Genomic DNA, 24,738 nt, shown 5'->3' with positions numbered 1-24,738 from the left:
TCCGTGACTTCTTTCTTCAATGACGACGACGACGCTCCCGCCACCGATGCCTCGGCGGTGGGAGGGTCCGTCCCCGGCCCCGCAGCCGTGGACCAGCCCCGGATCCAGGCAGCCGTCCGTGAAATCCTGCTGGCCATCGGTGAGGACCCGGACCGCAGCGGCCTCCTGGACACCCCGAAGCGGGTCGGCAAGGCCTATGCCGAGATGTTCGCCGGACTGCACCACGATCCGGCGGAAATCCTGGCCACCCAGTTCGACCTGGACCACGAAGAACTCGTCCTGGTCAAGGACATCCCGTTCTACTCCACCTGCGAGCACCACCTTGTTCCATTCCACGGCGTCGCCCATGTGGGCTACATTCCCTCGCATGACGGAAAAGTCACTGGGCTCAGCAAACTGGCGCGGCTGGTGGACATGTTTGCCCGCCGCCCCCAAGTCCAGGAACGCCTGACCACCCAGATCGTCGAAGCCCTCGTCACCCATCTCAAGCCCCGTGGCGCCATCGTCGTCGTCGAATGCGAACATCTCTGCATGTCCATGCGCGGCATCCGCAAGCCCGGCGCCAAGACCGTCACCAGCGCGGTACGCGGGCAACTCCATGACCCGGCCACCCGTGCCGAGGCCATGAGCCTCATCATCGGAAGGTAAGAACACAGACTATGGACTCCCTCGCTGCAGCCCCCGGAACCGGACCGGCAACCTCACCCCTTCCCGTACTGCGCAAGCCCCGCCCGGCAGCACAGTTCAAGGCCCTCCCCACGGACCGGACCCTTGTGATGGGGATCCTGAACGTCACCCCGGACTCCTTCAGCGACGGCGGCAAGCACTCCACCGCGGACACCGCCATCGCCGCGGGCCTGCGGATGTTCTACGGCGGAGCAGACATCATCGACGTCGGCGGCGAATCCACCCGTCCGGGAGCAACCGAAGTGGACCCTGACGAGGAACAGCGGCGCGTACTTCCGGTGATCGCCGCGCTGGTCAAGGCCGGCGCCCTGGTCAGCATCGACACCACCCACGCCTCCACCGCCGCGGCGGCGCTGGAGGCCGGGGCGGCGATCATCAACGACGTCTCCGGGCTGACCATGGAACCGGAAATGGCCGAACTGGCGGCCCGCAGCAAGGCGCCTTACATCCTCACCCACCGCCGCGGCAACGCCAGCACCATGGACTCGCTGACCGAGTACGGGAACGTCGCGGAGGACGTGGCCGCGGAACTCACCGGGGTCCGCGACAAGCTCTACGCCGCGGGCGTCGCCCCGGAACAGATCATCGTTGACCCGGGCCTGGGCTTCTCCAAGACCGACGTGCAGAACTGGGAGCTGCTGACGCACCTGGACGTGCTGCAGGCCATGGGCCACAGGGTCCTCGTCGCCGCCTCCCGCAAACGCTTCCTCGGCAGCCTCCTGACCACGGCCGGCAAGGCCGCCCCGCCGGCCGAACGCGATGCCGCCACCGCCGCCGTGACCGCCATCAGCGCCTACCGGGGCGCCTGGGCGGTCCGCGTGCACGACGTCGGCCCCAGCCTCGACGCCGTCAAGGTCGCCGCACGCCTGGCCCCGCCGCAGGCACCGGCCGCCCGCGGCCACAACTGAACCGACAGGCAACCATGGACCAGATCACGCTGAGCGGCGTCACCGCTGTCGGCCATCACGGAGTGTTCGATTTCGAGCGGCGCAACGGCCAGCCGTTCGTCGTCGATGCCGTGCTGCACCTGGATTTCCGCCCCGCCGCCGCCTCCGACGACGTGCTGGACACCGCGCACTACGGTGAAGTGGCCGAATGCATCAGGGGCTGGATCACGGGGGAGCCGCTGAACCTGATCGAGGCGCTGGCCGTGCGGATCGCCGAGGACGTGCTGCGGAAGTTCCCCATCGACGCTGTGGACATCACCGTGCATAAACCCAAGGCTCCCATCGAAGTCGAGTTCGGTGACGTCTCCGTCAGCGTTCGGCGGACCCGGCAGGAACAGCCATGACCTACACCCGGGCTGTGCTCGCCCTCGGCAGCAACCTGGGGGCGCGCAGCGACACTCTCTCGGCGGCCGTTGCCGACATCGTCGACCCGCCGGAGGTCCGCCTCCTGGCCATCTCGCCGATCGTCCAGACGAAGGCCGTCGGCGGTCCGGCCGGGCAGCCGGACTTCCTCAATATGGTGATTGCCGTGGACACCACCCTGTCGCCGCTTGAACTGCTCAAGCACTGCCACGACGTTGAGCAAAAGCACCTCCGGGTCCGCGACGTGCACTGGGGCCCGCGCACCCTCGACGTCGACATCATCACTTACGGGGAGCTGGTCAGCTCCGACCCCGAGCTGACCCTTCCGCACCCCCGCGCGGCCGAGCGGGCGTTTGTGCTCTACCCGTGGTCACTTATCGACCCCGCGGCCGAGTTGGACGGCAAACGCGTCGGCGAACTCGCCGCCCAGGCCGCCGACTTCGCCGACCTGGTGCCCTTTGACGGCTTCGAAAACCTCCATGGCGTGGCCGGAGCGGTCGAATGATGAAGTTGACCAGCCCCGTGGTGCTGCTGCTGATCGGCGTGTCCGTCGGGATCCTGGGCTGGCTCGCGGCCCTCCTGACCACCCGCTACAGCTTGAACACCCCCGTGCTGCCGCTCAACGGGCTCATCACGATGGGCGTGATCGTGGTGCTCACCCTCGTGCTGGGTATCCGGGTGCTCCGCTGGCGCAACGGCAACAAAAAGAAGATGCTCAACCCCATCCTGGCTGCCTGGACCCTCGTCCTCGCCCAGGCCTGCGCCTACACCGGCAGCGTGCTGCTGGGCTGGCATGCCGGGATCTTCGCTGACCAGCTGCGCCTCTGGAACCTGCGCAGCGACCAGACCCTCGCCTGGCAGGCACTGATCATGGCCGGCGGCGGCCTGGCCATGATCGTGGTTGGCCTGCTGGTGGAGCGGTTCTGCCGGATCCCGCCCGAAGAAGGAGACGGCGAACCGGCCCCGGGGCTGCAGGAAAAGCGCAAGCCCAAGTCGGAGGGCGAATATGCCTACCGAGGCGATTGACCCTCCGGGCATCAGCTGGCGGCGCGTCTCGCCAAAATACGTCACGGTGCGACTTGCCGGCTGGGCGCTGGCCAATCTCGTCGTCGTATCGCTGCTGTGCCTTCCCCTGATTCTGGTCGTCAACGGCTGGTGGCAGTCCTTCCCGCTGTGGCTGGCCGTCGGCATCCCCGCAGTGACGCTGGTCCTGGCCCTGTGGCGGCTCCTGCTCATTCCCCGCCAGGTGCGTGCCATCGGCTACGCCGAGCGCGAAGACGACCTGCTCATCCGCCGCGGCATCTTCTTCCAGCGCACACTCGTGGTCCCCTACGGCCGGATGCAGTACGTGGACATCGGCGCCGGGCCGGTGGAACGTGGCCTGGGCCTGTGCACGCTGAAACTGCACACCGCCTCCGCCGGCACCAACGCGGAAATCCCGGGGTTGCCCGCTGCCGAGGGAGCCCGGTTGCGTGAGCAGCTCTCCGCCCGCGGTGAAGCCCGGCTGGCCGGACTGTGACGGGTTCGCCGTGAAGGTCCTGCCGTGAAGCCGGACGCTGCCCCCGGGGCGTCCGCCGGCGCCGGGGCGGGGACCAACGACGGCGACGGGGCCCCCGACGGCGCGTGGCTGCGCGTGCACCCGGCCTCACCGTTTGTGCGCGGCTGGGTGCTGCTGGCCGCCATGGGATTCTTCTTCTTCCGGGACAGTTTCGAACGGGTGCTCCAGGGCGGCCCCCTCGTCGATGAGCGGATCGCCGGCCGGGCACCGTGGCTGCTGCTCGGCGGCGGCATCGTCCTGCTGCTCACCGTGCTCGGCTACATCCTGGGCTGGTACTTCACCCGCTACCAGGTGGCCGAAGGCTATGTCCGGCTGAACACCGGGTTCCTCTTCAAACAGCAGCGGCAGGCCCGGCTGGACCGGGTCCAGGCGGTCGACGTCGTGCAGCCATTGCTCGCGCGGATCTTCGGGCTGGCCGAGCTCAAATTCGAAGTGGCCGACGCCGGTGAGTCCGCGGTGCGGCTCGCTTACCTCCGGATGGACGAAGCGCGACAGCTCCGCGCCACGATCCTGGCCCGCGCCGCCGGCGTGCCGCAGAACCCCGCGCGCCCGGGGGCAGCCGCCGCCGAAGCGCCCGAGGACGCCGTGCTGACCGTCCCGCCGGGGCGCCTGGTCGGATCCCTGATCCTGAGCGAGCAGAGCGTATTCGTGGTCCTCGGCGGGGCGGCGTCCGTGGTGCTCTCGGCCCTTACGGAGAACCGCAGCTTTTACCTTTTCCTGATCCCCGCCGTGCTGGGCATGGTGGCCGCGTACTGGAACTCGGTCAATAGGGGCTACAACTTCACCGCCGCCGTGTCTCCGGACGGCATCCGGCTGCGCTACGGACTGCTGGACACCCAGGCGCAGACCCTGCCGCCGGGCCGGATCCAGGCACTGCGGGTCAGCCAGCCCCCGCTCTGGCGGATCTTCGGCTGGTACCGGATCCAGGTCAACGTCGCCGGTTACGGCGCCGCCGGAGGCAACGGCGAGGGCTCGTCCCGGACCACGCTCCTTCCGGTGGGGTCCTTCCCCGATGTGCTCACCATGCTCGCCCTCGTCCTGCCCGACCCCGGCACCCCGGACCCGGCGCGGGTCTTCACCGCCGGCGTCAACGGCCTCGCCAACCCGGCGGCGTACTCGGCGGACACTGCTGTCCCGGAGGCACCGGCGGGTTCAGGGACCGACGACGGCGGCTTCGTCACCACCCCGCGGCGTGCCAGGCTGCTGGCACCCCTGGGGTGGCGGCGCAACGGCTTCACCGCCACCGACACGGCCCTGCTGATCCGCTCGGGCCGCTGGTGGCGCAATCTCGTGGTGGTCCCGCACCAGCGCACCCAGTCGATGGCGCTCGAGCAGGGGCCGCTGGCCCGGCGCTTCCGGGTCGCGGACCTGGTGCTGCACACCACCGCCGGTCCGGTGTCCCCGCGGCTGATCCAGGCGGGCCTGGACGAGGGGCGCGCCCTTCTGGATGCACAGGCGGCCCGCGCCCGGGCCGCGCGCCAACGCCAGACCAGCGAGCACTGGCTGGACCAGGTCCGGGCCCTCGGGGCCGGACTCGCCCACACCGACGAACCCAACAGGCAGGACGAGCAGCAGCATGGCTAAACCAGGACGACTCGGCATCGGAATCATCGGAGCCGGAAAGGTCGGCGCCGTCCTGGGGGCGGCGCTGCGCGGCGCGGAGCACGCCATCATCGGTGTTTCCGCAGTCTCGGACGCTAGCCGGGAACGGGCGGAAGCCCTGCTGCCCGGTGTCCCGGTGCTGGACGTGCCGGACATCGTCGAGCGCGCCGAACTGGTGCTCCTCGCCGTCCCCGACGACGCGCTAGGCCCGCTCGTCGAAGGCCTGGCGAAGCTCGGCGCCTGGCAGCCGGGCCAGCTCGTGGCACACACCTCCGGACGGTTCGGCGTCGGGATCCTGCATCCCGTCCGGGCCGCCGGTGCCATCCCGCTGGCCCTGCACCCTGCAATGACCTTCACCGGGATGAGCCTTGACCTGACCCGGCTGCTGGACTGCACCTTTGGCGTCACAGCGGACGCCGCGATGCTGCCCATTGCCCAGGCCCTCGTCGTGGAAATGGGGGCAGAGCCGGTCGCGATCGCCGAGGCTGACCGCACGCTGTACCACGCGGCCCTCGCGCACGCCTCCAACCACCTAGTGACGCTGGTGGCGCAGTCCTCGCAGCTGCTCCGCGAGGTCGGCGTCGAAGCCCCGGAACGCATGCTGGGGCCGCTGCTGCGGGCAACCCTGGAGAACGCACTCGCCTCCGGCGAATCGGCCCTGACCGGGCCGGTGGCCCGCGGCGACGTGGGCACCGTGGCCGCGCACGCCGAGTCCTTGCGGGAACACGACGGCGGCTCCGACGGCGATATTCTGGAGGCGTACCTGGCCATGGCCCGGGCGACGGCCCGCCGGGCCGGACGCCGGGGACTGCTGAGGCCGGAAGAACAGGACAGCATCACGCGGGCGCTCGAGGGCCCGGACCGTGATGGCAACGAACCCTAAGGAAGGTCCCAAACTTGGCGATCCAACTCGTGACCACGGCCGCCCAGCTCCGGGCCGAAAGCACCCGGCTGCTCAAGGAGAAGGGCGGCACCTCGCAGGGCCTGGTCCCCACCATGGGCGCCCTGCATGAGGGCCACGCCGAGCTGGCGCGCACCGCCGTCGCGCAGAACGACGTGGTGGTGGTGAGCATCTTCGTCAACCCGCTGCAGTTCGGCGAGGCGGTGGACCTGGAACGCTACCCGCGGACCCTGGACGCGGACCTGGCGCTGCTGGACGCCGTGGGGGTGGACCTGGTGTTCGCGCCCGACGTGGACGAGGTCTACCCCGGCGGCGACCCCCGGGTGCGGATCAGTGCCGGTCCGATGGCCCGGAAATGGGAGGGAGCCTCCCGGCCCGGGCACTTCGACGGTGCCCTGACCGTTGTGGCCAAGCTGCTGCACTACGGAATGCCCGGAGCGGCGCCGGGCAGCCAGCTGCCCGCGTACCGGGCGTATTTCGGCCAGAAGGACGCCCAGCAGCTGGCCCTGGTCCGGCGCATGGTGGCGGACCTGAACTTCCCGGTGGAGATCGTGCCGGTGCCGATCGTGCGGTCACCGGATGGGCTGGCGCTGTCCAGCCGCAACCGCTTCCTCTCCGCCGGGGAACGCGAGGCGGCGCTCGTGCTCTCGAGGGCGCTGCGGCTCATTGAGGAACGGGCCAACGCCCGCCAGCCGCTGGACCTCGACTCGGCGCAGGCCCTCGTGGAGTCCCAGCCGCTCGTGGAACTGGACTACTTCGACGTCGTGGATCCCCACACCCTCGAACCGCTGGCCGAGAACTGCAGGGACACCCCGTTCCGCGGCGAGGCCCTGGTGCTCATCGCGGCCAGGGTGGGCCCGGTCAGGCTGATCGATAACGTCCCGCTGGACTCCTGAACCAGGCAACGCGGGGTCACTTAGCGCCCATGTTGAGTCCAAACTTGGGCCGGATCTGACCCCTCGTTGTTTCCTGTCGGAGGGAATTACTCCTCTGCCTGGATTGTTGGACCATGAGTCAGCGCCGCCGCTGCCGACCCCACTCCTCCAAAAACTGCCTGAGGGAACCCCCATGCCTACAGACGTCTCTTCAAAGCCCCCCGGCGATCCCGCGCAGGCCCAGGTTGCCGGCGGGGTGGCAACGCCGCCGGCGAAGATGTCCCGGGAATCCGTCACCATTATCGGCACCCTGCTGGTGGCCACCTTCGTGGTCATCCTGAACGAAACCATCATGAACGTCGCTCTGCAAAGGCTGATGGTGGACCTCGGCGTCACCGCACCCACCGTGCAGTGGCTGTCGACCGGTTTTATGCTCACGATGGCCGTCGTGATCCCCACGACCGGCTTCATCCTGCAGCGGCTGTCCACCCGCGCCGTCTTTATGCTGGCCATGGGCCTGTTCTCCGGCGGCACGCTGCTCGCGGCGCTGGCCCCGGGCTTCGAGATCCTCCTGCTCGCCCGGATCGTCCAGGCCGGCGGCACCGCCATCATGCTGCCCCTGCTGATGACCACCATCCTCACTCTGGTCCCCGTCTCACGCCGCGGCTTCGTGATGGGCAACGTCAGCATCGCCATCTCGGTGGCGCCGGCCATGGGCCCGACGGTTTCCGGGCTGATTCTTGAACACTTCTCCTGGCGCTTCATGTTCGTTTTTGTCCTGCCGATCGCCCTGGCCGCTTTCGCCATCGGCGCCCGGTTCCTGACCAACATCGGCGAAAAGGAAAAGACCCGGCTCGACGCCCTGTCCGTTGTGCTGACCGTTCCTGCCTTCGGCGGCCTCGTCTACGGACTGAGCCAGATCGGCGGCCAGGGCGGTCCCGGCGCGCCCGCCGTCACGGCGTTGGCCGTGGGCGTCATTGCCATGGTCGCGTTTGTGCTCCGGCAGCTGCGGCTGCAGAAGTCCGAGGCGCCCCTGCTGGACCTGCGCGCGTTCACCTTCCGGATGTTCACGGTGTCCGTGCTGCTGCTCGTGGTGGCCATGATCGCCCTGTTCGGCGCGGTGATCCTGCTGCCGTTGTACCTGCAGGAAATCCGCGGGCTGACGTCGCTGGAGACCGGGCTGACCCTGCTGCCCGGCGGCCTCGCGATGGGCCTGCTGGGCCCGTTCATCGGGCGGCTCTTTGACAAGGTCGGTCCGCTGCCGCTGACCGTCACCGGTGCGTCCCTACTTGTCGTGGCCCTGTTCCAGTTCTCCCTGCTTGACGCGGGCACACCCGTCGGGTGGATCGTCGCGCTGCACGTGGGCCTCAGCCTGGGCCTGGCGCTGATCTTCACCCCGGCGTTCACCACCGGGCTGAACCCGCTGCCACCGCACCTGTATTCACACGGCTCGGCCATAATGAACACCCTGCAGCAAGTGGCGGGGGCCGCCGGAACGGCGCTGCTCGTCTCGATCTACGCGGTCGTGTCCGCCGGCGCGGGAAACGTTGCGGGAATGCACGCGGCGTTCCTCACGGCATCGGCCATTGCCGTGGCCGCCGTCGTCCTGGCCGCTATGATGCGCAAGACCGCCGCAACGGAACACCCCGCCTAACCCCACTTAACCCCAACGCGGGGTCACATAACGCCCGTCCGGAGCCGCGGGATGGGCTTTAAGTGACCCCGCGTTGCTGTGGTGGCGTGGGGCGGGGCGGGCTTGGCGGGTTAGCTGGCGAAGAACTCGCTGAGCGCGGAGATGAGCTTGTCCGGTGCCTTGTTGACGCCGTCGTGCCCCATGCCCGGCAGGATCGTGTAGCTGGAGCCGGAGAGCACCTCGTGGATCTGGGCGCAGGCCACACCGAAGTACGCCGGGCTCTTCTCGCCCACGATGATCAGCGTTTCCAGCGGCAGTTCCAGGAACGGCTCCGCCGGCATGTCCGCGGCGATGATGGCCTTGATCTCCCGGACCCCGGTCTTCATCAGCTCGCGCATCTGTTTGCCGATCGGTGTGCCGGCGGCCAGTTTGTTCGCCAGGGTCAGCATGGACAGCGGCATCCGGGACAGGGCGCTGCCGGTCTCCAGGCCCCTGAGCAGCACGGCGAGGGCGCGGTCGTCGTCGCCGGCCGCCGTCGCCTTCTCATACTCGGTGGTCCAGTCAGCGGTGACGCTGTGGTTTACCGAGACGGCGGGGTCGTACACGGCGAGGCGTTCCACCGGCAGGGTGCGGGCGGCGTGCAGTGCCACCGCGCCGCCGAAGCTGTGCCCGAAAACGTCTGTGCTGGAGGTGTGCTTCATCACCGCGTCGAGGTCTTTGATGTCCACATCGAGGGTGTAGTCCTCCGGCTGCGGGGAGGAGGAGCCGCGGCCGCGCCGGTTGAAGGTGTGCACCGGCCGGCCCAGGGACGCACTGAGCTTCTGGGCGAAACGCGTGTAGTCGGAGGCGGTCACCATTGAGGCCGCAACGACGACGACGCCGGAGCCCGCCGAGGCAAGCTCGGCACCCGTGCTGAAAAGCTCGATGGTGCCACCGTCGGGGGTCCTGATGTTCTCGCGGGTCATGCTCCGAGCCTAGCCGAGGCTGCAGCTACGGCGTAGTAGGGTTCCCCGGCGGTGGACGGCTAGTTCCCCAGCCGCCCGCCGGAGACCTCGAGGTAGCAGGAGCCGCAGAGCGATTCGTACCAGACGTCCTGGCCGTCGATCGCGACCTGGTCGCCATCGAAGACCACCTGGTCACCGGCCCGGCGGGTGTTGAAGATGGCCTTGCGGCCGCAGCGGCAAATGGTCTTGAGTTCCTCAAGGGTGTGCGCGATTTCCAGGAGCCGCAGCGAGCCCGGGAATGCCCGGGTACGGAAGTCCGTGCGGATGCCGTAGGCCAGCACCGGAACGTTGTCCAGGACAGCGATCCGGAACAGGTCGTCCACCTGGCCCGGTTCCAGGAACTGGGCCTCATCCACCAGCAGGCAGGCAACCGGTTGAGTGTCCACATGCTCCAGCAGGGCGTCGGGATCGTCTCCGTGGGCATGGGCGGTGAACAGCCCCCGGGCGGATGCCCCGGCCGGGACCAGGAAGTCCACCGAACGGGTCATGCCCAGGCGGGACACGACGTCGGAGTCGCCCTTGGTGTCCACATCCGGTTTGGCCAGCAGGACCCGCTGGCCGCGTTCCTCGTAGTTGAAGGCGGCCTGCAGCAGGCCCGTTGACTTGCCGGAGTTCATCGCGCCGTAGCGGAAGTAGAGCTTGGCCAAAGGGGTCCTTTCGAAAGGGTCGCCCACCGATTGTAAGGGCGCGCCCCTCAGCGGCCCAGCTTGAGCCGCGGCCTGCGCGCCGGCGAGGGGCCGCAGGGTCCCCTCGCCGGCCAGCAGGAAACGTGCGGCCGCCCGGGGCAGCCGGATTCCGGGCCGCAGCGGGCTTTCGTGGAGCTGGCCCGGCAGCACGGCAGATTCAATCGAAGGGACGGCGGCGGCGAGCTGGCGGCCGGTCTCGGCGAAGTAGTCCGGGCTCCAGCCGCCGCTCAGCATCAGCGTGGGTGTGGTCACTGACGCGAAGTCCGCCAGCTCGGCATCGGCGTCCAGCACCGCCCGCATCTCCACGACGGCGGTGGGCGGCAGCTCGCGCATCTCGGCGCCCGTGCTGGTCCGGGCGGAGAGGATGCTGAGCATCCGCTGCGCGCCCAGCGGAAGCTTGGAGACCGGCCCGGCCGTCTCAAGGCCCTGGATCAGGTGCGCCCACGCCTCGTCGAGCTGCCCGGCAGCCACCGACCGCTCCAGCTCGGGCCGCCAGCGCCGGGTGAGGTTGCCCGAGAGCGACACCGCCGCGTCGTAGGTCACCATCCGGCGGATCGGCACCGTCCTTGCCGCCTGCAGGGCCACGAAACCGCCGTAGCTGTGCGCCACGACGTCGTTCGAGCCGGTCTCCCGCAGCACCGCCGCCAGATCGCTGACCTCGGTGGCCGCCGAGTAGCCGGGCGGCTGGGGGGAGGAACCGGCGCGTCCGCGCCGGTTGTAGCAATGCACCGGACGGCCCAGCAGGCGGCTGATCTTCCGTGCGACGGGGCGGTACAGGGTAGCGGTGACAAGGGTGCCGTGGACGACGACGATTCCCGGCCCCGGCGCGGGCCTCTCCGCCGGGCGGAATGAATGCAACTCGAGGTGTCCTTCGCCGTCGTCGGTGCTGATGTTCCGCGTCTCCACGCCCTGAGTCTATTCCGCAAAACGGGCCATACCTGTGCGGGACCTGAAGGGCAGAAACCCCGGTAAACTTGGGGATTGTGACTTCCCAAAACACCTCCGCCCCGAACACCGCCGCCGACTCCCACGACGCCAGCGAGCAGACGCGCATCCGCATGGAGAAGCGCGCCAAGCTGATCGAGCGCGGCATCGAGGCGTATCCGGTGGGTGTTGAACGCACACATTCACTGGGTGAAATCCGTGAGAAGTATGCGCATCTCGAGGCCGACGAAACCACCGGCGACGTCGCCGGTGTGACCGGCCGCATCGTCTTCATCCGCAACACCGGCAAGCTCTGCTTCGCCACGCTCCAGGAGGGCGGCGTTGACGGCAAGGCCGTCCGGCTGCAGGTCATGCTGAGCCTGGCCAACATCGGCGAGGAAGCGCTCGCCGATTGGAAGGGCCTCGTGGACCTCGGCGACCACGTTTTCGTCAAGGGCGAGGTCATCTCCTCGCGGCGCGGCGAGCTCTCCGTGATGGCCGAGTCCTGGTCCATGGCCTCCAAAGCCCTGCGCCCGCTGCCGGTACTCCACGCCGAGCTCAACGAGGAAACCCGCGTCCGCCAGCGCTACGTGGACCTCATCGTCCGGGACGAAGCCCGCGAAATGGTCTACACCCGCGCCGCGATCACACGGTCCATCCGCGAGACCCTGCACCGCCAGGGCTACGTCGAGGTGGAAACGCCGATGCTGCAGCTGGTCCACGGCGGCGCCACGGCCCGCCCCTTCGAAACGCACATGAACGCGTTCGACCAGAAAATGACCCTGCGCATCGCCACCGAGCTCTACCTTAAGCGAACCGTCGTCGGCGGAATCGACCGTGTCTACGACATGGGCCGCGTCTTCCGCAATGAAGGGGTGGACTCCACCCACAGCCCGGAATTCACCACCCTGGAAAGCTACGAGGCCTGGGCCGACCAGTTCGTCATGGCGGACCGCATCAAGGAGCTCATCCTCGACGCCGCCGATGCCGCCGGTGTGGGCCGGGTCCTGCAGTCCGAGGCCGGGGAGATCAACCTCGACGGCGACTGGGCCTGGATGGCGGTCTACCCGGGGCTCTCCGAAACCGTGGGCCAGGAAATCACCCCGGAGACCCCGGCATTGGAACTGCTGGCGCTCGCCGCCAAGCATGAGGTCAAAGTCGACGCCAACTGGGATGCCGAGAAGCTGGTGGTGGAACTCTTCGGCGAACTGGTCGAACCGACGCTGTTGAACCCGACCTTCGTGTACGACTACCCGCCGTCGGCCCAGCCGCTGGCCCGCCAGCACCGCGAGGACGACCGACTCATCGAGGCGTGGGACCTCATCATCGGCGGCATGGAGCGGGGCACGGCCTTCTCCGAGCTGATTGATCCGGTGATCCAGCGCGAGCGCCTCACCGAGCAGTCGCGCCGCTCCGCCGCCGGCGATGTGGAGGCCATGCAGCTGGACGAGGATTTCCTCCGCGCTTTGGAGTACGGCGCCCCGCCGATGGGCGGGATCGGCCTGGGCATCGACCGGCTGGTCATGCTCTTTACCGGCGCCGGTATCCGCGAGACCATTCTGTTCCCGCTGCTCAAGCCCGAAGGACACTGACCATGGAGTACATCGCCGTATTGCTTCCCTCCGTGGTGGTCGGCCTGATTTTCTGGTTCGCCATGAAATCCATTTTCAATGCCGACAAATCCGAGCGCCAGGCCGAAGCGCGTGCCCAGGCGGAAGCCGAGGGAAATGCCCAGGCGCCCGATACCCGCCGCAACGACGGCCATTCCAACGGCCTGAACTAATAGCGGGCTATTCAACCTTGGGTTTTCCTTGGAAAATCTATTTGGCTTTGACTCGTTGCCATTAAGCAGAGGATACTTTTAAGCAGATAGATCCCGCTTTTCCTAAATACTCATCCTTTTGGAAAGAGAGTCTTAATGGCACAGAAAGTAAAAATCATCCTTGTTGATGATCTGGATGGGGGATCCGCGGACGAAACCGTCCGGTTTGGCCTTGACGGCGTCAGTTACGAAATCGACCTGTCGGCGGACAACGCCGCGCAGCTGCGCTCTGCAGTTGAGCGGTTTGTGGCCCATGCGCGCAAGACCTCAAGCGGCCGCGCAACCCGCACCAAAATTTCATCTGGCCGGAACCAGGACTCAGCACAGATCCGGCAGTGGGCACGCGATAACGGCTATGCAGTAAACAGCCGCGGCCGCATCCAGGCTGAAATTCAGGAAGCCTACCAAAAGGCGAATTCCTAGCCTTCAAGCCAGGTATCCTGCGGCGCCTTATGCGCCAGGGCGCGTTACCTATCACAAAGCCCCTGCTTTTTCGGTGGGGGCTTTGTCGTGCGCGGCGCCGGCCGTGCTGCAGGGCCCCGCGCAGTCCCGGGCCGCCGGCTGTACCGTCCCTGCCGGCCGTGCCGCCCCGACCCGTCGGCCGGGTTGTGCCGTGTCCGTCGGCCGCCGCTGCAGGGCCCCGGCCGGGCCGCGGGTGCGCCCTGATGTGACGCGGCTGCGTCGTCCCGGTTTCCCCTGTGGCGAACAAGCCCCAATTCTTGAACCCGGCCACGTAGCATCAAAGTACGTCGTAGCTAGGAGTGTGGCGAAATGTTTGAGCGATTTACGGACCGTGCCCGTCGCGTAGTTGTGCTTGCCCAAGAAGAGGCACGCATGCTGAACCACAATTACATTGGTACCGAACACATCCTCTTGGGTCTGATCCATGAAGGTGAAGGTGTTGCTGCCAAAGCCCTTGAGTCCTTGAGCATTTCGCTCGACGGCGTCCGCGAGCAGGTACAGGAGATCATCGGCCAGGGCCAGCAGGCCCCGTCCGGTCACATCCCCTTCACCCCCCGCGCCAAGAAGGTCTTGGAACTCTCGCTCCGCGAGGCCCTGCAGCTGGGACACAATTACATCGGCACCGAGCACATTCTGCTCGGTCTCATCCGCGAGGGTGAAGGTGTTGCCGCCCAGGTGCTGGTCAAGCTCGGTGCGGACCTCAACCGCGTCCGCCAGCAGGTCATCCAGCTGCTCTCGGGCTACCAGGGCAAGGAAACCACCGGTGCCGGTGTTGGCCCGGGCCAGGCCGAAGGCACTCCTGCCGGTTCCGTGGTCCTGGACCAGTTCGGCCGCAACCTGACCCAGGCTGCGCGCGAGAACAAACTGGACCCCGTCATCGGGCGCGAATCCGAAATGGAACGCGTGATGCAGGTCCTGTCGCGCCGCACCAAGAACAACCCCGTGCTGATCGGTGAGCCCGGCGTCGGCAAGACCGCCGTCGTCGAAGGCCTCGCCCAGGCGATTGTTCGCGGCGACGTTCCGGAGACCATCAAGGACAAGCAGCTGTACACGCTGGACCTCGGGTCCCTCGTGGCCGGCTCCCGCTACCGCGGTGACTTCGAAGAGCGCCTCAAGAAGGTCCTCAAGGAAATCCGCACCCGCGGCGATATCATCCTCTTCATCGACGAGATCCACACCCTGGTGGGTGCCGGCGCCGCCGAGGGAGCGATCGATGCGGCCTCGATCCTGAAGCCCATGCTGGCCCGCGGTGAGCTCCAGACCATCGGTGCCACCACGCTGGACGAGTACCGCAAGCACATCGAGAAGGATGCCGCGCTGGAACGCCGTTTCCAGCCGATTCAGGTCAAAGAGCCCTCTGTCGCGCACGCGATCGAGATCCTCAAGGGCCTCCGCGACCGGTACGAGGCGCACCACCGCGTCACCATCACCGACGGCGCCCTCGCCTCGGCAGCGAGCCTGTCCGAGCGCTACATCTCGGACCGTTTCCTGCCGGACAAGGCGATCGACCTGATCGATGAGGCCGGTGCACGGCTGCGCATCCGCCGGATGACCGCCCCGCCGGAGCTCAAGATCATGGACGAGAAGATCGCCGCCATGAAGCTGGAGAAGGAATCCGCGATAGACGCGCAGGACTTCGAAGGTGCCGCCTCGCTGCGCGACAAGGAGCAGAAGCTCATTGCCGAGCGTGCCGAGAAGGAACGCCAGTGGAAGACCGGCGGCATGGACGACATCTCCGAAGTTGATGAGGACCTGATTGCCGAAGTTCTGGCGAACTCCACCGGCATCCCGGTCTTCAAGCTGACCGAGGAAGAGTCCTCGCGGCTGCTGAAGATGGAAGACGAGCTGCACAAGCGCGTTGTCGGCCAGGACGAGGCCATCAAGTCCCTGTCCCAGGCGATCCGCCGCACCCGTGCAGGCCTGAAGGACCCGAAGCGTCCGGGCGGTTCGTTCATCTTCGCCGGCCCCACCGGCGTCGGCAAGACCGAGCTCGCCAAGGCCCTGGCCGAATTCCTCTTCGGCGAGGAAGACGCCCTGATCACCCTGGACATGTCCGAGTACTCGGAGAAGCACACGGTGTCGCGTCTCTTCGGTGCCCCTCCGGGCTACGTGGGTTACGAAGAGGGTGGGCAGCTGACCGAAAAGGTCCGCCGTCGTCCGTTCTCCGTGGTCCTGTTCGACGAAGTGGAGAAGGCGCACGCCGACCTCTTCAACTCGCTGCTGCAGATCCTGGAAGACGGCCGTCTGACCGACTCCCAGGGCCGCGTGGTGGACTTCAAGAACACCGTGATCATCATGACCACCAACCTCGGCACCCGGGACATCTCCAAGAGCGTTGCCACCGGCTTCCAGTCCGGCACGGACACGCAGACCGGTTACAACCGGATGCGGGCCCGCGTCACGGAGGAGCTCAAGCAGCACTTCCGTCCCGAGTTCCTGAACCGTGTTGACGACGTTGTGGTCTTCCCGCAGCTGACCCAGGACGAGATCATCGAGATCGTGGACATGTTCGTCGGCCGGCTGGAGAAGCGCCTCAAGGACAAGGACATGGGCATCGAGCTCACGCCCGCGGCCAAGATCCTGCTGGCAACCCGCGGCTATGACCCCGCGATGGGTGCCCGGCCGCTGCGCCGGACCATCCAGCGCGAGATCGAGGACCAGCTCTCCGAGAAGATCCTCTTCGGCGAAATCCACGCCGGCGACATTGTTGTAGTGGATGTGGACGGCGAAGGCGACGACGCCAAGTTCACTTTCGCAGGCAACACCAAGCCGCGCATCCCGGAGATCGCTCCAAGCGTCTAGGCAGCCAAGCCAAAGGCGCGGTGCCAAAAGGCTCCGGCCGCTTCCTTCAAGGAGGCGGCCGGAGCCTTTTGTCGCTGGCACGCAGGGCGGTGTCAGGCGCTGACGGTGATCCATTCGCCGTCGATGGCGGCCTTCAGCTTGGCCAGCGGCGCCTGGGCCGGCCCGTTGACCACGCTGCCGTCGGATCCCTTGAATGAGGAACCGTGGCAGGGGCATTCGAAGTCTTCCCCGGCAGGGGCCACAGGGCAGCCGGCGTGCGTGCAGGCCGCGTCGTAGGCCAGGACGGTCGTCTCATCCTTCCGGAAGATCACCACCGTCTTGCCGTCTATTTTTCCGGTGGCCGTGCCGCCCACCTGCACATCGCCGAGCTTGCCGACCCTGACCGCGGTGCCGGCCGGAACGGAGGGGCCGGCCGGGGCCGTGGCAGCCGGGGTGCCGGTCGTGGAAGCGGCGCAGGCGGAGAGGGCCAGGGCGCTGCCGCCCACGGCACCGGCGCCGAGCAACAGGGAGCGTCGAGGCAGGGACTTTTCAGGGTTCATGGACTCATCATGCCAACAGTCCCTGAGAGCCCCCTGCAATTTCGGGACATTTCGATGTGAAAGCAGTGTTTCACTCTGAGTGAACGGGGTGTGATGCGGGCCATGGTGGGTGTTGAATCGGTGCATGGCTTCCACGGATTCAGAGACCCTGAGTGAAAAACCCGAGACACCCTTCCACCACCTGGACCATTACCTCGCCATCCCGAGGGTCAGCGGACTGGCGCTGAGCCCCGACGGACGGCGGCTGGTCACCACCGTGGCCACGCTCAATGCCAAGGGCACCGAATACGGCACCGCCCTGTGGGAGCTGGACCCGGAAGGGCGGAAGCAGGCCCGCCGGATCACCCGCAGCGCCAAGGGCGAGGCCGGGGCCGTGTTTGCCGCCGGCGGTGACCTGTACTTCAGTTCCGCGCGCCCCGACCCGGAAACCCCCGAGGCGGAACCGGTCAACGCCCTGTGGACGCTGCCCGCGGACGGCGGCGAGGCCCGTGTTGTGCTCACCCGAGCCGGCGGTATCAGCGCAGTCCTGGCCGCGAAGGGGGCCGGCGCCCTTTTCGTCAACGCCTCCGTGCTGGCGGGGGCCACGGACGAGGACGACGACGAGGAACGCCGCAAGTCGCGCAAGGACAACAAAGTTGCGGCCATCCTGCACAGCGGCTATCCGGTCCGCTACTGGGACGCCGATCTGGGCCCCGCACAGCCGAGGCTCTTCGCCGTCGAGCCCGGCGAGGAGAAGGAGCCGGGCAAACCCACAACAGTTGACGCCCCGGCGCCGCTGAAGCTCCGCAACCTTACGCCCGACGCCGGTGCCGGCCTTCGCGAGGCCGAGTCGGTCGTCAGCCCGGACGGCAAGACCATCTACAGCAGTTTCGCAAAACCGCTCGCGCACGCGAATTCCCGGTCTGTTCTCGTCGCGATCGACGTGACCAGCGGCACGCGCACCGTGCTGCTGGACACCGAGGGCATGAGCTACTTTCCCGGACCGGTCAGCCCCGACAACAGGACCTTGGTGGTGCTCAGCGAAAGCGACACCACTCCTGAGCAAGCCCCGCAGCTCAGGCTGCACCTGCTCGACGTTTCCGGCGCTTCGTCCGGACCCGGGACGGCAGGCGAAGCGGCGCTGGTGCCGCTCGTGCAGGACTGGGACCGCTGGCCGCGCCCCGCCGCCTGGCTGCCGGACGGATCGGCCCTGCTCGTCACCGCCGACGAGGACGGCGGCTCACCCGTCTTCCGGATCAGCCTGTCCGGCGATGGCGGCGGCGACGACACAGCCGGCCAGGTCACACGCCTGACCGCCGATACCGCCGCGTACACCGACGTTGTGGTCGGCCCGGACAGCCGCACCGCATATGCGCTGCGCAGCTCCTACGAGTTCCCGGCCGAGGCCGTCCGGATCGACCTTGCCAGCGGCGACGTCGTCCGGCTCCCGGCCCCCGCCGAACGCCCGCACTACCAAGGCTTGCTGGAACGCGTGGAGACGGCGGCGGCAGACGGCACCCGCGTGCCGGCGTACCTCGCCCTCCCCGAGAGTGCCTCGGCCGGCAGCCCGGCGCCACTGCTGCTCTGGATCCACGGTGGCCCGCTCGGGTCCTGGAACGCCTGGACCTGGCGCTGGAACCCCTGGCTGCTCGTCGCCCGGGGGTACGCGGTGCTGTTGCCGGACCCGGCTCTGTCCACCGGCTACGGCCAGCACCACATCCAGCGCGGCTGGGGTGCATGGGGCCAGGTGCCGTTCACCGATCTGATGGCCATCACCGACGCCGTTGTGCAGCGTACTGACATCGATGAGACCCGCACGGCTGCCATGGGCGGGTCCTTCGGAGGCTACATGGCCAACTGGGTGGCCGGGCATACGGACCGTTTCAAAGCGATCGTCACCCATGCCAGCCTCTGGGCGCTGGACCAGTTCGGCCCCACCACCGACGACGCGCAGTACTGGCTCAGGGAGATGACGGCCGAGATGGCGCTGGAGAACTCCCCGCACCTGCACGTCGGGAACATCAGCACCCCGATGCTCGTCATCCATGGCGACAAAGACTACCGCGTCCCGATCGGCGAGGGCCTGCGCCTTTGGTACGAACTCCTCGCCAAGTCCCGGCTTGCGGCAGACGAGAACGGCGAAACCGACCACCGCTTCCTATATTTCCCGGACGAAAACCACTGGATCCTGCAGCCGCAGCACGCCAAGGTCTGGTACGGCGTCGTCGAGCACTTCCTCGCCAAGAACCTGCTGGACAAGGACCTGCCGGTCCCAGCCGAGCTGGGACTCTAGGCGCCTGCCGGCCGGCCCGGAGGCTGCGTTCGCCAAGCCCGCCTAGCGGGTCAGGGATCCCAGTCCCCGTAGGATTGGGCTGTGACTGAGACAATCCGCATCCGCCCTGCCCGCACGAGCGATGTAGGGGCGATCAAGACGCTCGTGGCGCCGTTGGCCGAGCAGCGGATCCTCATGGCCAAGGAAACCGTGGCGTACTACGAAAGCCTGCAGGAGTTCCGGATCGCCGAATCAGCCGACGGTGAGGTGATCGGCTGCGGAGCGCTCCACGTCATGTGGGAAGACCTCGCCGAGGTAAGGACGCTCGCGACATCGGATGCCTGGCGGGGAAAGGGCGTGGGCCACCTGCTGGTGGAGCGCCTGCTGGAAGAGGCCAGGGCGCTCGGGGTCTCCCGCGTGTTCTGCCTGACCTTCGAGGTGGACTTCTTTGAGAAGCACGGCTTCGAAGTCATGGCCGACCAGACGGCCGTCGACCCCGTGGTTTACTCGGAACTGCTGCGCTCCCATGACGAGGGCGTTGCCGAGTTCCTGGACCTCGCCCGGGTGAAGCCCAACACCCTCGGCAACACCCGGATGATCAAGGCGCTGTAGTTCAGGCCCGAAAAAGCGGCGCCGGGAAATTGGGCGGCACGGGGCCTTCCCAGCAGTAAATTTGATGGATAAACTCATCCCGGTTCAAGGAGGCGGACCCCCCGACTACCAAAGGCAAAGACTTTGCATGAGCGCGCCATTTTTCCAGATTTCTCCGCATTCCAAATGACCATCAGCGGCGCCGGCGGACCGCACCGCGGCCCGGAGCCATCGGCCGGGAACATTGCAGCCGAGGACCCGGGCCCGCATGCTGGCCCGGTTACCGGCCCGGCGCCCGGGGCCGATCGGGGGCGGCAGGCCGCGCCGCCATTCTCCTGGCTTGGCAGCGACGCCTGGCCGAGCTTTCCGTTGGGGGCGGACAAACGAACCTGAGGTCCCGGGTCCCCGGATCCGGGGCCGGGGGCTGTCCGGCCGCATCCCGATTCCGCTTCAGAGCTCGTAAAACCGGAGCCTACCGCTGGCAGGGGCCCCGGTAGTAGGGTCTAAGCAAGCAGCCAGGACACCATCCAGGGAGCACCGCCATGAAGAAGCTCATCAATGATCCCCGCGCCGTGGTTGACGAGTCAGTGGAGGGTTTCGGGCTTGCCCACGCCGACCTCGTGACCGTCTTTGCGGACCCCAAGTACATCGTGCGCAAAGATGCGCCGGTGGCAGGGAAAGTCGGGCTGGTCTCCGGCGGCGGCAGCGGGCATGAGCCCCTCCACGGCGGCTACGTTGGCATGGGAATGCTCGACGCCGCCGTGCCGGGCGCCGTTTTCACCTCGCCAACACCGGACCAGATCCTTCCCGCCACCCTCGCCGTCAATTCAGGTGCCGGCGTCGTGCACATCGTGAAGAACTACACGGGCGACGTCCTGAACTTTGAGACGGCCTCCGAACTGGCCGAGGCGGAGGGCGTCGAGGTCCGCACGGTGCTGGTCAACGACGACGTCGCGGTGGAGGACTCGCTGTACACCGCCGGCCGGCGCGGCGTGGGCGGAACCGTCCTGGTGGAAAAGATCGCCGGTGCCGCCGCCGAACGGGGTGACAACCTGGACGCCGTTGCGGCGATCGGTGACCGCGTCAACCAGAACGTGCGCAGCATGGGCGTCGCGCTGACTGCCTGCACCGTCCCGCACGCGGGGGCGCCCAGCTTTGTGCTGGAGGAAAACGAGATCGAAATCGGCATCGGCATCCACGGGGAGCCTGGCCGGCACCGGATTCCCATGGAGAACGCCGACGGCATCACCGACCGGCTGCTTGAGCCGGTGGTCAGTGACCTGGGCCTGGCTTCCGGGGACAAGGTCCTCCTGTTCGTCAACGGCATGGGCGGCACTCCGCAGAGCGAGCTCTACATTGTCTACCGCCGCGCCGCGCAGCAGCTGGCTGAGAAGGGCATCACCGTCGCCCGCTCGCTGGTCGGGAACTACATCACCTCGCTTGAAATGCAGGGCTGTTCCATTACCGTTCTGCGCCTCGATGATGAGATGACGGCGCTCTGGGATGCGCCCGTCCACACCCCGGCCCTCCGCTGGGGCGTCTGACCGTGGGGCTGGACGTCAACTGGGCGCTGCGGTGGCTGACCCTCTCAGCGCAGGCCATGGCGGAGCACCGGGAGGAACTCATCGAACTGGACCGGCCCATCGGCGATTCGGACCACGGCGAGAACATGGACCGCGGCTTCAAAGCGGTCATGGTCAAGCTCGCCGAGGTCCCACCGGAAACTGCAGGGGCGGCGCTGAAACTGACCGCCATGACCCTCATGTCCAAGGTCGGCGGAGCCGCCGGGCCGCTCTACGGCACCGCCTTCCTCCGGGCGGCCACGGCGCTGGGCGAGACGGCCGACATCGACGCAGCCACCCTCGCCTCGGCCTTCCAGGCCGCCAGGGACGGGATCGTGGCACGCGGAAAGGCCGAATCCGGCGACAAGACGATGGTGGACGCCTGGACCCCGGCGGTTGACGCGGCCGCTGCCGCCGCCGGAGACAGCGATGTGCACAAGGTCCTGGCGGCCGCCGCCGAGGCCGCCGAAGCCGGAGCCGTGTCTACCGACCCGATGCTCGCCCGCAAGGGGCGCGCGAGCTACCTCGGGGAACGCAGCATTGGCCACCGGGACCCCGGCGCGGTCTCCAGCGCCCTGATCCTGCGCGCCGCCGCCGGGGCAGCCGAATGACGGTCAATCTGGTCGTCGTCTCCCACAGTGACAAGATCGCCGACGGCGCCGCCGAGCTTGCCGCCCAGATGGCGCCCGACGTCCTGATCCTTCCTGCCGGCGGCACCGACGACGGCCGGATCGGCACGAGCCTGGAGCGGGTCATGGCAGCGCTGGAACAGGCAGGTGACGCCAACGGCGACGGCATCGTCGTCCTGACAGATCTCGGCTCGGCAGTGATGACAGCCGAGTCCGCGGTGGAATTCATGGCGGACCCATCCTCCGTCCTGCTGGCAGATGCGCCCCTCGTCGAAGGCCTGGTGGCTGCTGCCGTGGCGGCACAGGCCGGAGCGGCTGCCGAGGGCGTGAAGGAAGCCGCGGAAGCCGTGTACCGGCCGCCGGCAGCGCCGCAACACGCGCACGAGCACCGGCCCCCCGAGGCGACAGGGGACTTTGAACTCGTTAACCAGGCCGGCATGCATGCCCGTCCAGCCGCGAAGATTGCCGGCGGCCTGTCCGGCCTGGACGCCGAGGTGACCCTCAACGGCGTCGACGGAGCGTCGATGACCGAACTCATGATGCTCGGAGCGGCCAAGGGAACGGTCCTGCACGTTGAAGCCAGCGGCCCGGATGCCGCGAAAGCCGTGGACTATCTGCGCGGACTGATCACGGCCGGCTTCGGCGAGCCCTAGGCCACGTTCACACCGTGCCGGCCCCGGCCAGGTCCGATGCCGCCGGTGCCCGCCGGGATCCGCTCCGGGCGATCCACCCGCCGGCAACAGCCATGAGCAGGGCACCGGCAGTCTGGGTCGGCAGGCTGACTCCCGTCGTCGCCAGCCCCAGGACAACACCCAGGACATAGAACAGCACTGCGCCGGCCGCCCAGAGCGCCCCGGCCCAGCGCGGCAGCACGCGGGAACGCCACACCGCTATCCCCAGCAGCACATGGCCGAGAAATGCGAGCAGCAGGCCCAGCAGGAACGCACCCGTCATGGACCCGGGGAATTCCAGTTGCATCACGTCCTGGTAGCCGCCCAGATAGGCTTTTCCGATTGCAGGCGTGGCAAAGGTGGATATCACGGCCGGCACCAGCAGCAGGGCCGTCCCGGCGGCAGCGGTGACCATCGCCGCCAGCGCCAGGCTGCCAACCCGGCTGTTGGCCAGGCAGCAGCCCAGTGCGAAGATGCCGAAGATCGCGAGGATCGTGCCGCCGGTGCTGCCGATCAAATGGCTGAAATGGTAGGAATCGGAGCTGACAAACCGGGCCCAGGCATCCGGGTCCTTCTCCTGGTCCGGCTGCGGTTCCAGCGTGGACCAGGCAGTGACGAGTGCTGAGACCGGCAGGGCCCACAGCCCGGCCCGGATCCAGCGGCCGATGTTTTCCGCGTTCACGGCGTTCACCTTTCTCCACGCGGGCTAGGCTGCCTGCCGGAGCCCGTCCGCGTCCAGCAGCACTCCGGCTGAGATGAACCTGCCGCACTGCGCGCCGTACGGGTACGCAACCCGCGGCGTGAACGTCAGGGTCCGGACCGGCAGGGGGAGGCCGCTGGCGCCGGTGCCGCCCACGCTGGCCTCGATGGGGGATTCAGTGAGCCGATCCAGCATGAGCATCCCCGTCAAGGCGCCGTCAGGTGAAGCGGTTGCGGAACAAGGACGGTCGTTGCCGTCCGCGCCCTGTCCACATTCCTGATCCACAGTGGTAGTCCCCGGGAGCAGCACAAGCTCAGCCTCTTTGCAGCGCCCGTCCTGGCAGGCTTTGAGCCGGAGTGTTTTAACTGAACCGGCGTACTCCCGGGCCACGGTCAGCGCAATTACCGGTGCCTGGGCGATTGCCGGGCACACCGTCTGGGGCTGGCACCCGGTGGCCAGCAGTGCGGTGCAAGCCATGCCCACGAGCGCCGCGAACGTGCGCATTCTTCAGGGTAGTTCCGGGCGGCCTTTCCGGCTAGGGCGCGGCGCCGGATTCAGGCGGGCAGCTGCAGGCCCGCGGGCTGCAGTTCGGCCAGCCCGTCACCCAGCAGTCCGGCCAGCGCGCGCTCCAGCTGCTCGGGAGGGGCGTTGAGCCGGTGCAGGGCGGCAAGCGGGATTCCGATCCCGGCCGGTTCGAAGCCAAGGTCCGCCGGGGCCCGCTGGAACAGTTCCGGGGCCACCGGCGACTCGGCCACGCGCAGCACCGCCATTACCGCTCCCCGGACCTGACGGTCCGTTCCGTGCCAGGACTGCCCCTTGGGCGTGTACGTTGGCGGCGGCTCGCCCGCTGCAAGCCAGGCGCAGGAGCCACTGACCGGGCATTGCCTGCACTTGGGCGAGCGCGCCGTGCACACCAGGGCGCCCAGTTCCATGACGGAGGCGTTCCAGCGGACCGAGGAGCCCGCACCATCCGGCAGCGCCTGCGCGGCAAGCCGCATTTCCGCGGCGGTCAGCGACTGCGAAGGCAGGGCTGAACCGGAAAACAGGCGGGCGTGCACGCGGCGGATATTGGTGTCCACCACGGTCTCGCGGCGCCCGAAGGCGAAGGCGGCGACGGCAGCCGCCGTGTAGCTGCCCACTCCGGGCAACTCCAGCAGTTCTGGGTGCGTTCCGGGAACCTCTCCGCCATGGTCGGAACAGATTGCGACGGCGGCCGCGTGCAGCCGCAGCGCGCGCCTCGGGTAGCCCAGCCGCCCCCAGGCCCGGACCGCTTCCCCGGCGGGCTCCCGGGCGAGGTCAGCAGGCTCCGGCCAGCGCCGCAGCCATTCCGTCCAGACTGGCAGCACACGAACCACCGGCGTCTGCTGCAGCATGATTTCGCTGACCAGCACACCCCACGGCGTGCATTCAGTGGCCCGCCAGGGCAGTTCCCGGGCGTTGGACTCGAACCAGTTGGTGAGGGCCTCGTGGAGGGCGGGCAGCGGAAGGGCAGCCGAAGCCGCTTCCGGGCGGGCGGCTGCAGGGACGGT

At 68.0% G+C, this 24,738-nt stretch carries 25 protein-coding genes and 1 pseudogene; 19 read left to right on the top strand and 7 right to left on the bottom strand.

The features are described from left to right. Positions 1 to 3: 3 nt before the first annotated feature. The 10 genes from folE to QCD75_RS07165 all read left to right on the top strand — a co-directional run bounded on the left by folE (position 4) and on the right by QCD75_RS07165 (position 8,587). Positions 4 to 648 (top strand): GTP cyclohydrolase I FolE, encoded by a 645-nt coding sequence (folE, locus tag QCD75_RS07210; RefSeq protein WP_301227094.1) that lies wholly within the window; start codon positions 4 to 6, stop codon positions 646 to 648. Between the two features lie 11 nt (positions 649 to 659). After that, positions 660 to 1,595 (top strand): dihydropteroate synthase, encoded by a 936-nt coding sequence (gene folP, locus QCD75_RS07205; RefSeq protein ID WP_301227092.1) that lies wholly within the window; start codon positions 660 to 662, stop codon positions 1,593 to 1,595. Between the two features lie 14 nt (positions 1,596 to 1,609). Beyond that, positions 1,610 to 1,978 (top strand): dihydroneopterin aldolase, encoded by a 369-nt coding sequence (gene folB, locus QCD75_RS07200; protein ID WP_301227090.1) that lies wholly within the window; start codon positions 1,610 to 1,612, stop codon positions 1,976 to 1,978. Next, positions 1,975 to 2,502 (top strand): 2-amino-4-hydroxy-6-hydroxymethyldihydropteridine diphosphokinase, encoded by a 528-nt coding sequence (gene folK / locus QCD75_RS07195; protein ID WP_301227088.1) that lies wholly within the window; start codon positions 1,975 to 1,977, stop codon positions 2,500 to 2,502. The genes folB and folK overlap by 4 nt, the downstream gene beginning before the upstream one ends. Then, entirely contained in the window at positions 2,502 to 3,023 is a 522-nt protein-coding gene (locus tag QCD75_RS07190; RefSeq protein WP_301227232.1) for a DUF3180 domain-containing protein, read from the top strand. Before folK ends, QCD75_RS07190 begins: the two co-directional genes overlap by 1 nt. Then, positions 3,004 to 3,516 (top strand): PH domain-containing protein, encoded by a 513-nt coding sequence (locus QCD75_RS07185; RefSeq protein ID WP_301227086.1) that lies wholly within the window; start codon positions 3,004 to 3,006, stop codon positions 3,514 to 3,516. The genes QCD75_RS07190 and QCD75_RS07185 overlap by 20 nt, the downstream gene beginning before the upstream one ends. Positions 3,517 to 3,540: 24 nt before the next feature. Further along, entirely contained in the window at positions 3,541 to 5,139 is a 1,599-nt protein-coding gene (locus QCD75_RS07180) for a PH domain-containing protein (protein ID WP_441005444.1), read from the top strand. Next, complete coding sequence (locus tag QCD75_RS07175; protein ID WP_301227084.1) at positions 5,132 to 6,040, top strand: Rossmann-like and DUF2520 domain-containing protein; 909 nt, start codon at positions 5,132 to 5,134, stop codon at positions 6,038 to 6,040. Before QCD75_RS07180 ends, QCD75_RS07175 begins: the two co-directional genes overlap by 8 nt. Before the next feature lie 14 nt (positions 6,041 to 6,054). Beyond that, positions 6,055 to 6,954 (top strand): pantoate--beta-alanine ligase, encoded by a 900-nt coding sequence (panC, locus tag QCD75_RS07170; protein ID WP_301227082.1) that lies wholly within the window; start codon positions 6,055 to 6,057, stop codon positions 6,952 to 6,954. Positions 6,955 to 7,126: 172 nt separating this feature from the next. Further along, entirely contained in the window at positions 7,127 to 8,587 is a 1,461-nt protein-coding gene (locus tag QCD75_RS07165; protein WP_301227080.1) for a DHA2 family efflux MFS transporter permease subunit, read from the top strand. Positions 8,588 to 8,697: 110 nt separating this feature from the next. Here QCD75_RS07165 and QCD75_RS07160 read toward each other — a convergent pair whose 3' ends face one another. The 3 genes and pseudogenes from QCD75_RS07160 to QCD75_RS07150 all read right to left on the bottom strand — a co-directional run. Then, a complete protein-coding gene (locus QCD75_RS07160; protein WP_226759163.1) occupies positions 8,698 to 9,531 on the bottom strand; it encodes an alpha/beta fold hydrolase in 834 nt (277 codons plus the stop codon). A gap of 59 nt (positions 9,532 to 9,590) precedes the next feature. Continuing rightward, a complete protein-coding gene (locus QCD75_RS07155) occupies positions 9,591 to 10,217 on the bottom strand; it encodes a thymidine kinase (RefSeq protein WP_301227228.1) in 627 nt (208 codons plus the stop codon). Positions 10,218 to 10,433: 216 nt separating this feature from the next. Next, positions 10,434 to 11,162, bottom strand: a pseudogene (locus tag QCD75_RS07150) (alpha/beta fold hydrolase); the annotation flags it as partial. 77 nt (positions 11,163 to 11,239) lie between these two features. On the opposite strand from QCD75_RS07150, the gene lysS reads away from it, so the two are divergent. From lysS to QCD75_RS07130, 4 genes are all read left to right on the top strand, one after another. Further along, on the top strand, positions 11,240 to 12,772 hold the full coding sequence (lysS, locus tag QCD75_RS07145) for a lysine--tRNA ligase (protein ID WP_301227077.1): 1,533 nt from the start codon (positions 11,240 to 11,242) through the stop codon (positions 12,770 to 12,772). A gap of 2 nt (positions 12,773 to 12,774) precedes the next feature. Continuing rightward, positions 12,775 to 12,963, top strand: coding sequence for a hypothetical protein (locus QCD75_RS07140; RefSeq protein WP_301227075.1), 189 nt, complete (start codon positions 12,775 to 12,777; stop codon positions 12,961 to 12,963). 135 nt (positions 12,964 to 13,098) lie between these two features. After that, on the top strand, positions 13,099 to 13,425 hold the full coding sequence (locus QCD75_RS07135; protein ID WP_226759157.1) for a histone-like nucleoid-structuring protein Lsr2: 327 nt from the start codon (positions 13,099 to 13,101) through the stop codon (positions 13,423 to 13,425). A gap of 348 nt (positions 13,426 to 13,773) precedes the next feature. Then, positions 13,774 to 16,266 carry an ATP-dependent Clp protease ATP-binding subunit gene (locus tag QCD75_RS07130; protein WP_301227073.1) on the top strand — a complete coding sequence of 831 codons (2,493 nt, stop codon included), beginning with the start codon at positions 13,774 to 13,776 and terminating at the stop codon, positions 16,264 to 16,266. Positions 16,267 to 16,358: 92 nt separating this feature from the next. On the opposite strand, the gene QCD75_RS07125 is transcribed toward QCD75_RS07130, so the two are convergent. Continuing rightward, positions 16,359 to 16,805 (bottom strand): Rieske (2Fe-2S) protein, encoded by a 447-nt coding sequence (locus QCD75_RS07125; protein ID WP_301227071.1) that lies wholly within the window; start codon positions 16,803 to 16,805, stop codon positions 16,359 to 16,361. Between the two features lie 124 nt (positions 16,806 to 16,929). Here QCD75_RS07125 and QCD75_RS07120 point away from each other — a divergent pair, with 124 nt between their 5' ends. The 5 genes from QCD75_RS07120 (at position 16,930) to dhaM (ending at position 22,491) form a co-directional block, all read left to right on the top strand. After that, positions 16,930 to 19,077, top strand: a complete 2,148-nt coding sequence (locus tag QCD75_RS07120; RefSeq protein ID WP_301227069.1) for a S9 family peptidase — start codon at positions 16,930 to 16,932, stop codon at positions 19,075 to 19,077. Positions 19,078 to 19,158: 81 nt separating this feature from the next. Next, a complete protein-coding gene (locus QCD75_RS07115) occupies positions 19,159 to 19,668 on the top strand; it encodes an amino-acid N-acetyltransferase (RefSeq protein ID WP_301227067.1) in 510 nt (169 codons plus the stop codon). A gap of 521 nt (positions 19,669 to 20,189) precedes the next feature. Then, positions 20,190 to 21,191, top strand: coding sequence for a dihydroxyacetone kinase subunit DhaK (gene dhaK / locus QCD75_RS07110; RefSeq protein WP_301227065.1), 1,002 nt, complete (start codon positions 20,190 to 20,192; stop codon positions 21,189 to 21,191). Positions 21,192 to 21,193: 2 nt separating this feature from the next. Beyond that, on the top strand, positions 21,194 to 21,820 hold the full coding sequence (dhaL, locus tag QCD75_RS07105) for a dihydroxyacetone kinase subunit DhaL (RefSeq protein ID WP_301227062.1): 627 nt from the start codon (positions 21,194 to 21,196) through the stop codon (positions 21,818 to 21,820). Beyond that, positions 21,817 to 22,491 carry a dihydroxyacetone kinase phosphoryl donor subunit DhaM gene (dhaM, locus tag QCD75_RS07100; protein ID WP_301227060.1) on the top strand — a complete coding sequence of 225 codons (675 nt, stop codon included), beginning with the start codon at positions 21,817 to 21,819 and terminating at the stop codon, positions 22,489 to 22,491. Before dhaL ends, dhaM begins: the two co-directional genes overlap by 4 nt. A 7-nt stretch (positions 22,492 to 22,498) precedes the next feature. Here the strand turns inward: dhaM and QCD75_RS07095 are convergent, their stop codons facing one another. The 3 genes from QCD75_RS07095 to QCD75_RS07085 are packed head-to-tail and all read right to left on the bottom strand — an operon-like array spanning position 22,499 to position 24,600. Beyond that, positions 22,499 to 23,191 carry a hypothetical protein gene (locus tag QCD75_RS07095; protein WP_301227058.1) on the bottom strand — a complete coding sequence of 231 codons (693 nt, stop codon included), beginning with the start codon at positions 23,189 to 23,191 and terminating at the stop codon, positions 22,499 to 22,501. 24 nt (positions 23,192 to 23,215) lie between these two features. Further along, positions 23,216 to 23,713, bottom strand: coding sequence for a hypothetical protein (locus QCD75_RS07090; protein WP_301227056.1), 498 nt, complete (start codon positions 23,711 to 23,713; stop codon positions 23,216 to 23,218). Between the two features lie 50 nt (positions 23,714 to 23,763). Beyond that, positions 23,764 to 24,600 (bottom strand): A/G-specific adenine glycosylase, encoded by an 837-nt coding sequence (locus tag QCD75_RS07085; protein ID WP_441005446.1) that lies wholly within the window; start codon positions 24,598 to 24,600, stop codon positions 23,764 to 23,766. Positions 24,601 to 24,738 lie beyond the last annotated feature (138 nt).

This window comes from Arthrobacter sp. PsM3 (genome assembly GCF_030433895.1).
In the GTDB taxonomy this organism is placed as follows: domain Bacteria; phylum Actinomycetota; class Actinomycetes; order Actinomycetales; family Micrococcaceae; genus Arthrobacter.
This window is presented reverse-complemented; position numbering and strand designations above follow the sequence as displayed.

Coding starts and splice junctions, on each gene's coding strand:
- QCD75_RS07160 (WP_226759163.1), bottom strand. CDS start 9,531: ATGACCCGCGAGAACATCAGGACCCCCGACGGTGGCACCATCGAGCTT.
- folB (WP_301227090.1), top strand. CDS start 1,610: ATGGACCAGATCACGCTGAGCGGCGTCACCGCTGTCGGCCATCACGGA.
- QCD75_RS07125 (WP_301227071.1), bottom strand. CDS start 16,805: ATGAACCCTGAAAAGTCCCTGCCTCGACGCTCCCTGTTGCTCGGCGCC.
- dhaM (WP_301227060.1), top strand. CDS start 21,817: ATGACGGTCAATCTGGTCGTCGTCTCCCACAGTGACAAGATCGCCGAC.
- QCD75_RS07135 (WP_226759157.1), top strand. CDS start 13,099: ATGGCACAGAAAGTAAAAATCATCCTTGTTGATGATCTGGATGGGGGA.
- QCD75_RS07090 (WP_301227056.1), bottom strand. CDS start 23,713: ATGCGCACGTTCGCGGCGCTCGTGGGCATGGCTTGCACCGCACTGCTG.
- folP (WP_301227092.1), top strand. CDS start 660: ATGGACTCCCTCGCTGCAGCCCCCGGAACCGGACCGGCAACCTCACCC.
- QCD75_RS07120 (WP_301227069.1), top strand. CDS start 16,930: ATGGCTTCCACGGATTCAGAGACCCTGAGTGAAAAACCCGAGACACCC.
- QCD75_RS07130 (WP_301227073.1), top strand. CDS start 13,774: ATGTTTGAGCGATTTACGGACCGTGCCCGTCGCGTAGTTGTGCTTGCC.
- dhaK (WP_301227065.1), top strand. CDS start 20,190: ATGAAGAAGCTCATCAATGATCCCCGCGCCGTGGTTGACGAGTCAGTG.
- QCD75_RS07140 (WP_301227075.1), top strand. CDS start 12,775: ATGGAGTACATCGCCGTATTGCTTCCCTCCGTGGTGGTCGGCCTGATT.
- QCD75_RS07165 (WP_301227080.1), top strand. CDS start 7,127: ATGCCTACAGACGTCTCTTCAAAGCCCCCCGGCGATCCCGCGCAGGCC.
- QCD75_RS07190 (WP_301227232.1), top strand. CDS start 2,502: ATGAAGTTGACCAGCCCCGTGGTGCTGCTGCTGATCGGCGTGTCCGTC.
- folK (WP_301227088.1), top strand. CDS start 1,975: ATGACCTACACCCGGGCTGTGCTCGCCCTCGGCAGCAACCTGGGGGCG.
- QCD75_RS07185 (WP_301227086.1), top strand. CDS start 3,004: ATGCCTACCGAGGCGATTGACCCTCCGGGCATCAGCTGGCGGCGCGTC.
- QCD75_RS07175 (WP_301227084.1), top strand. CDS start 5,132: ATGGCTAAACCAGGACGACTCGGCATCGGAATCATCGGAGCCGGAAAG.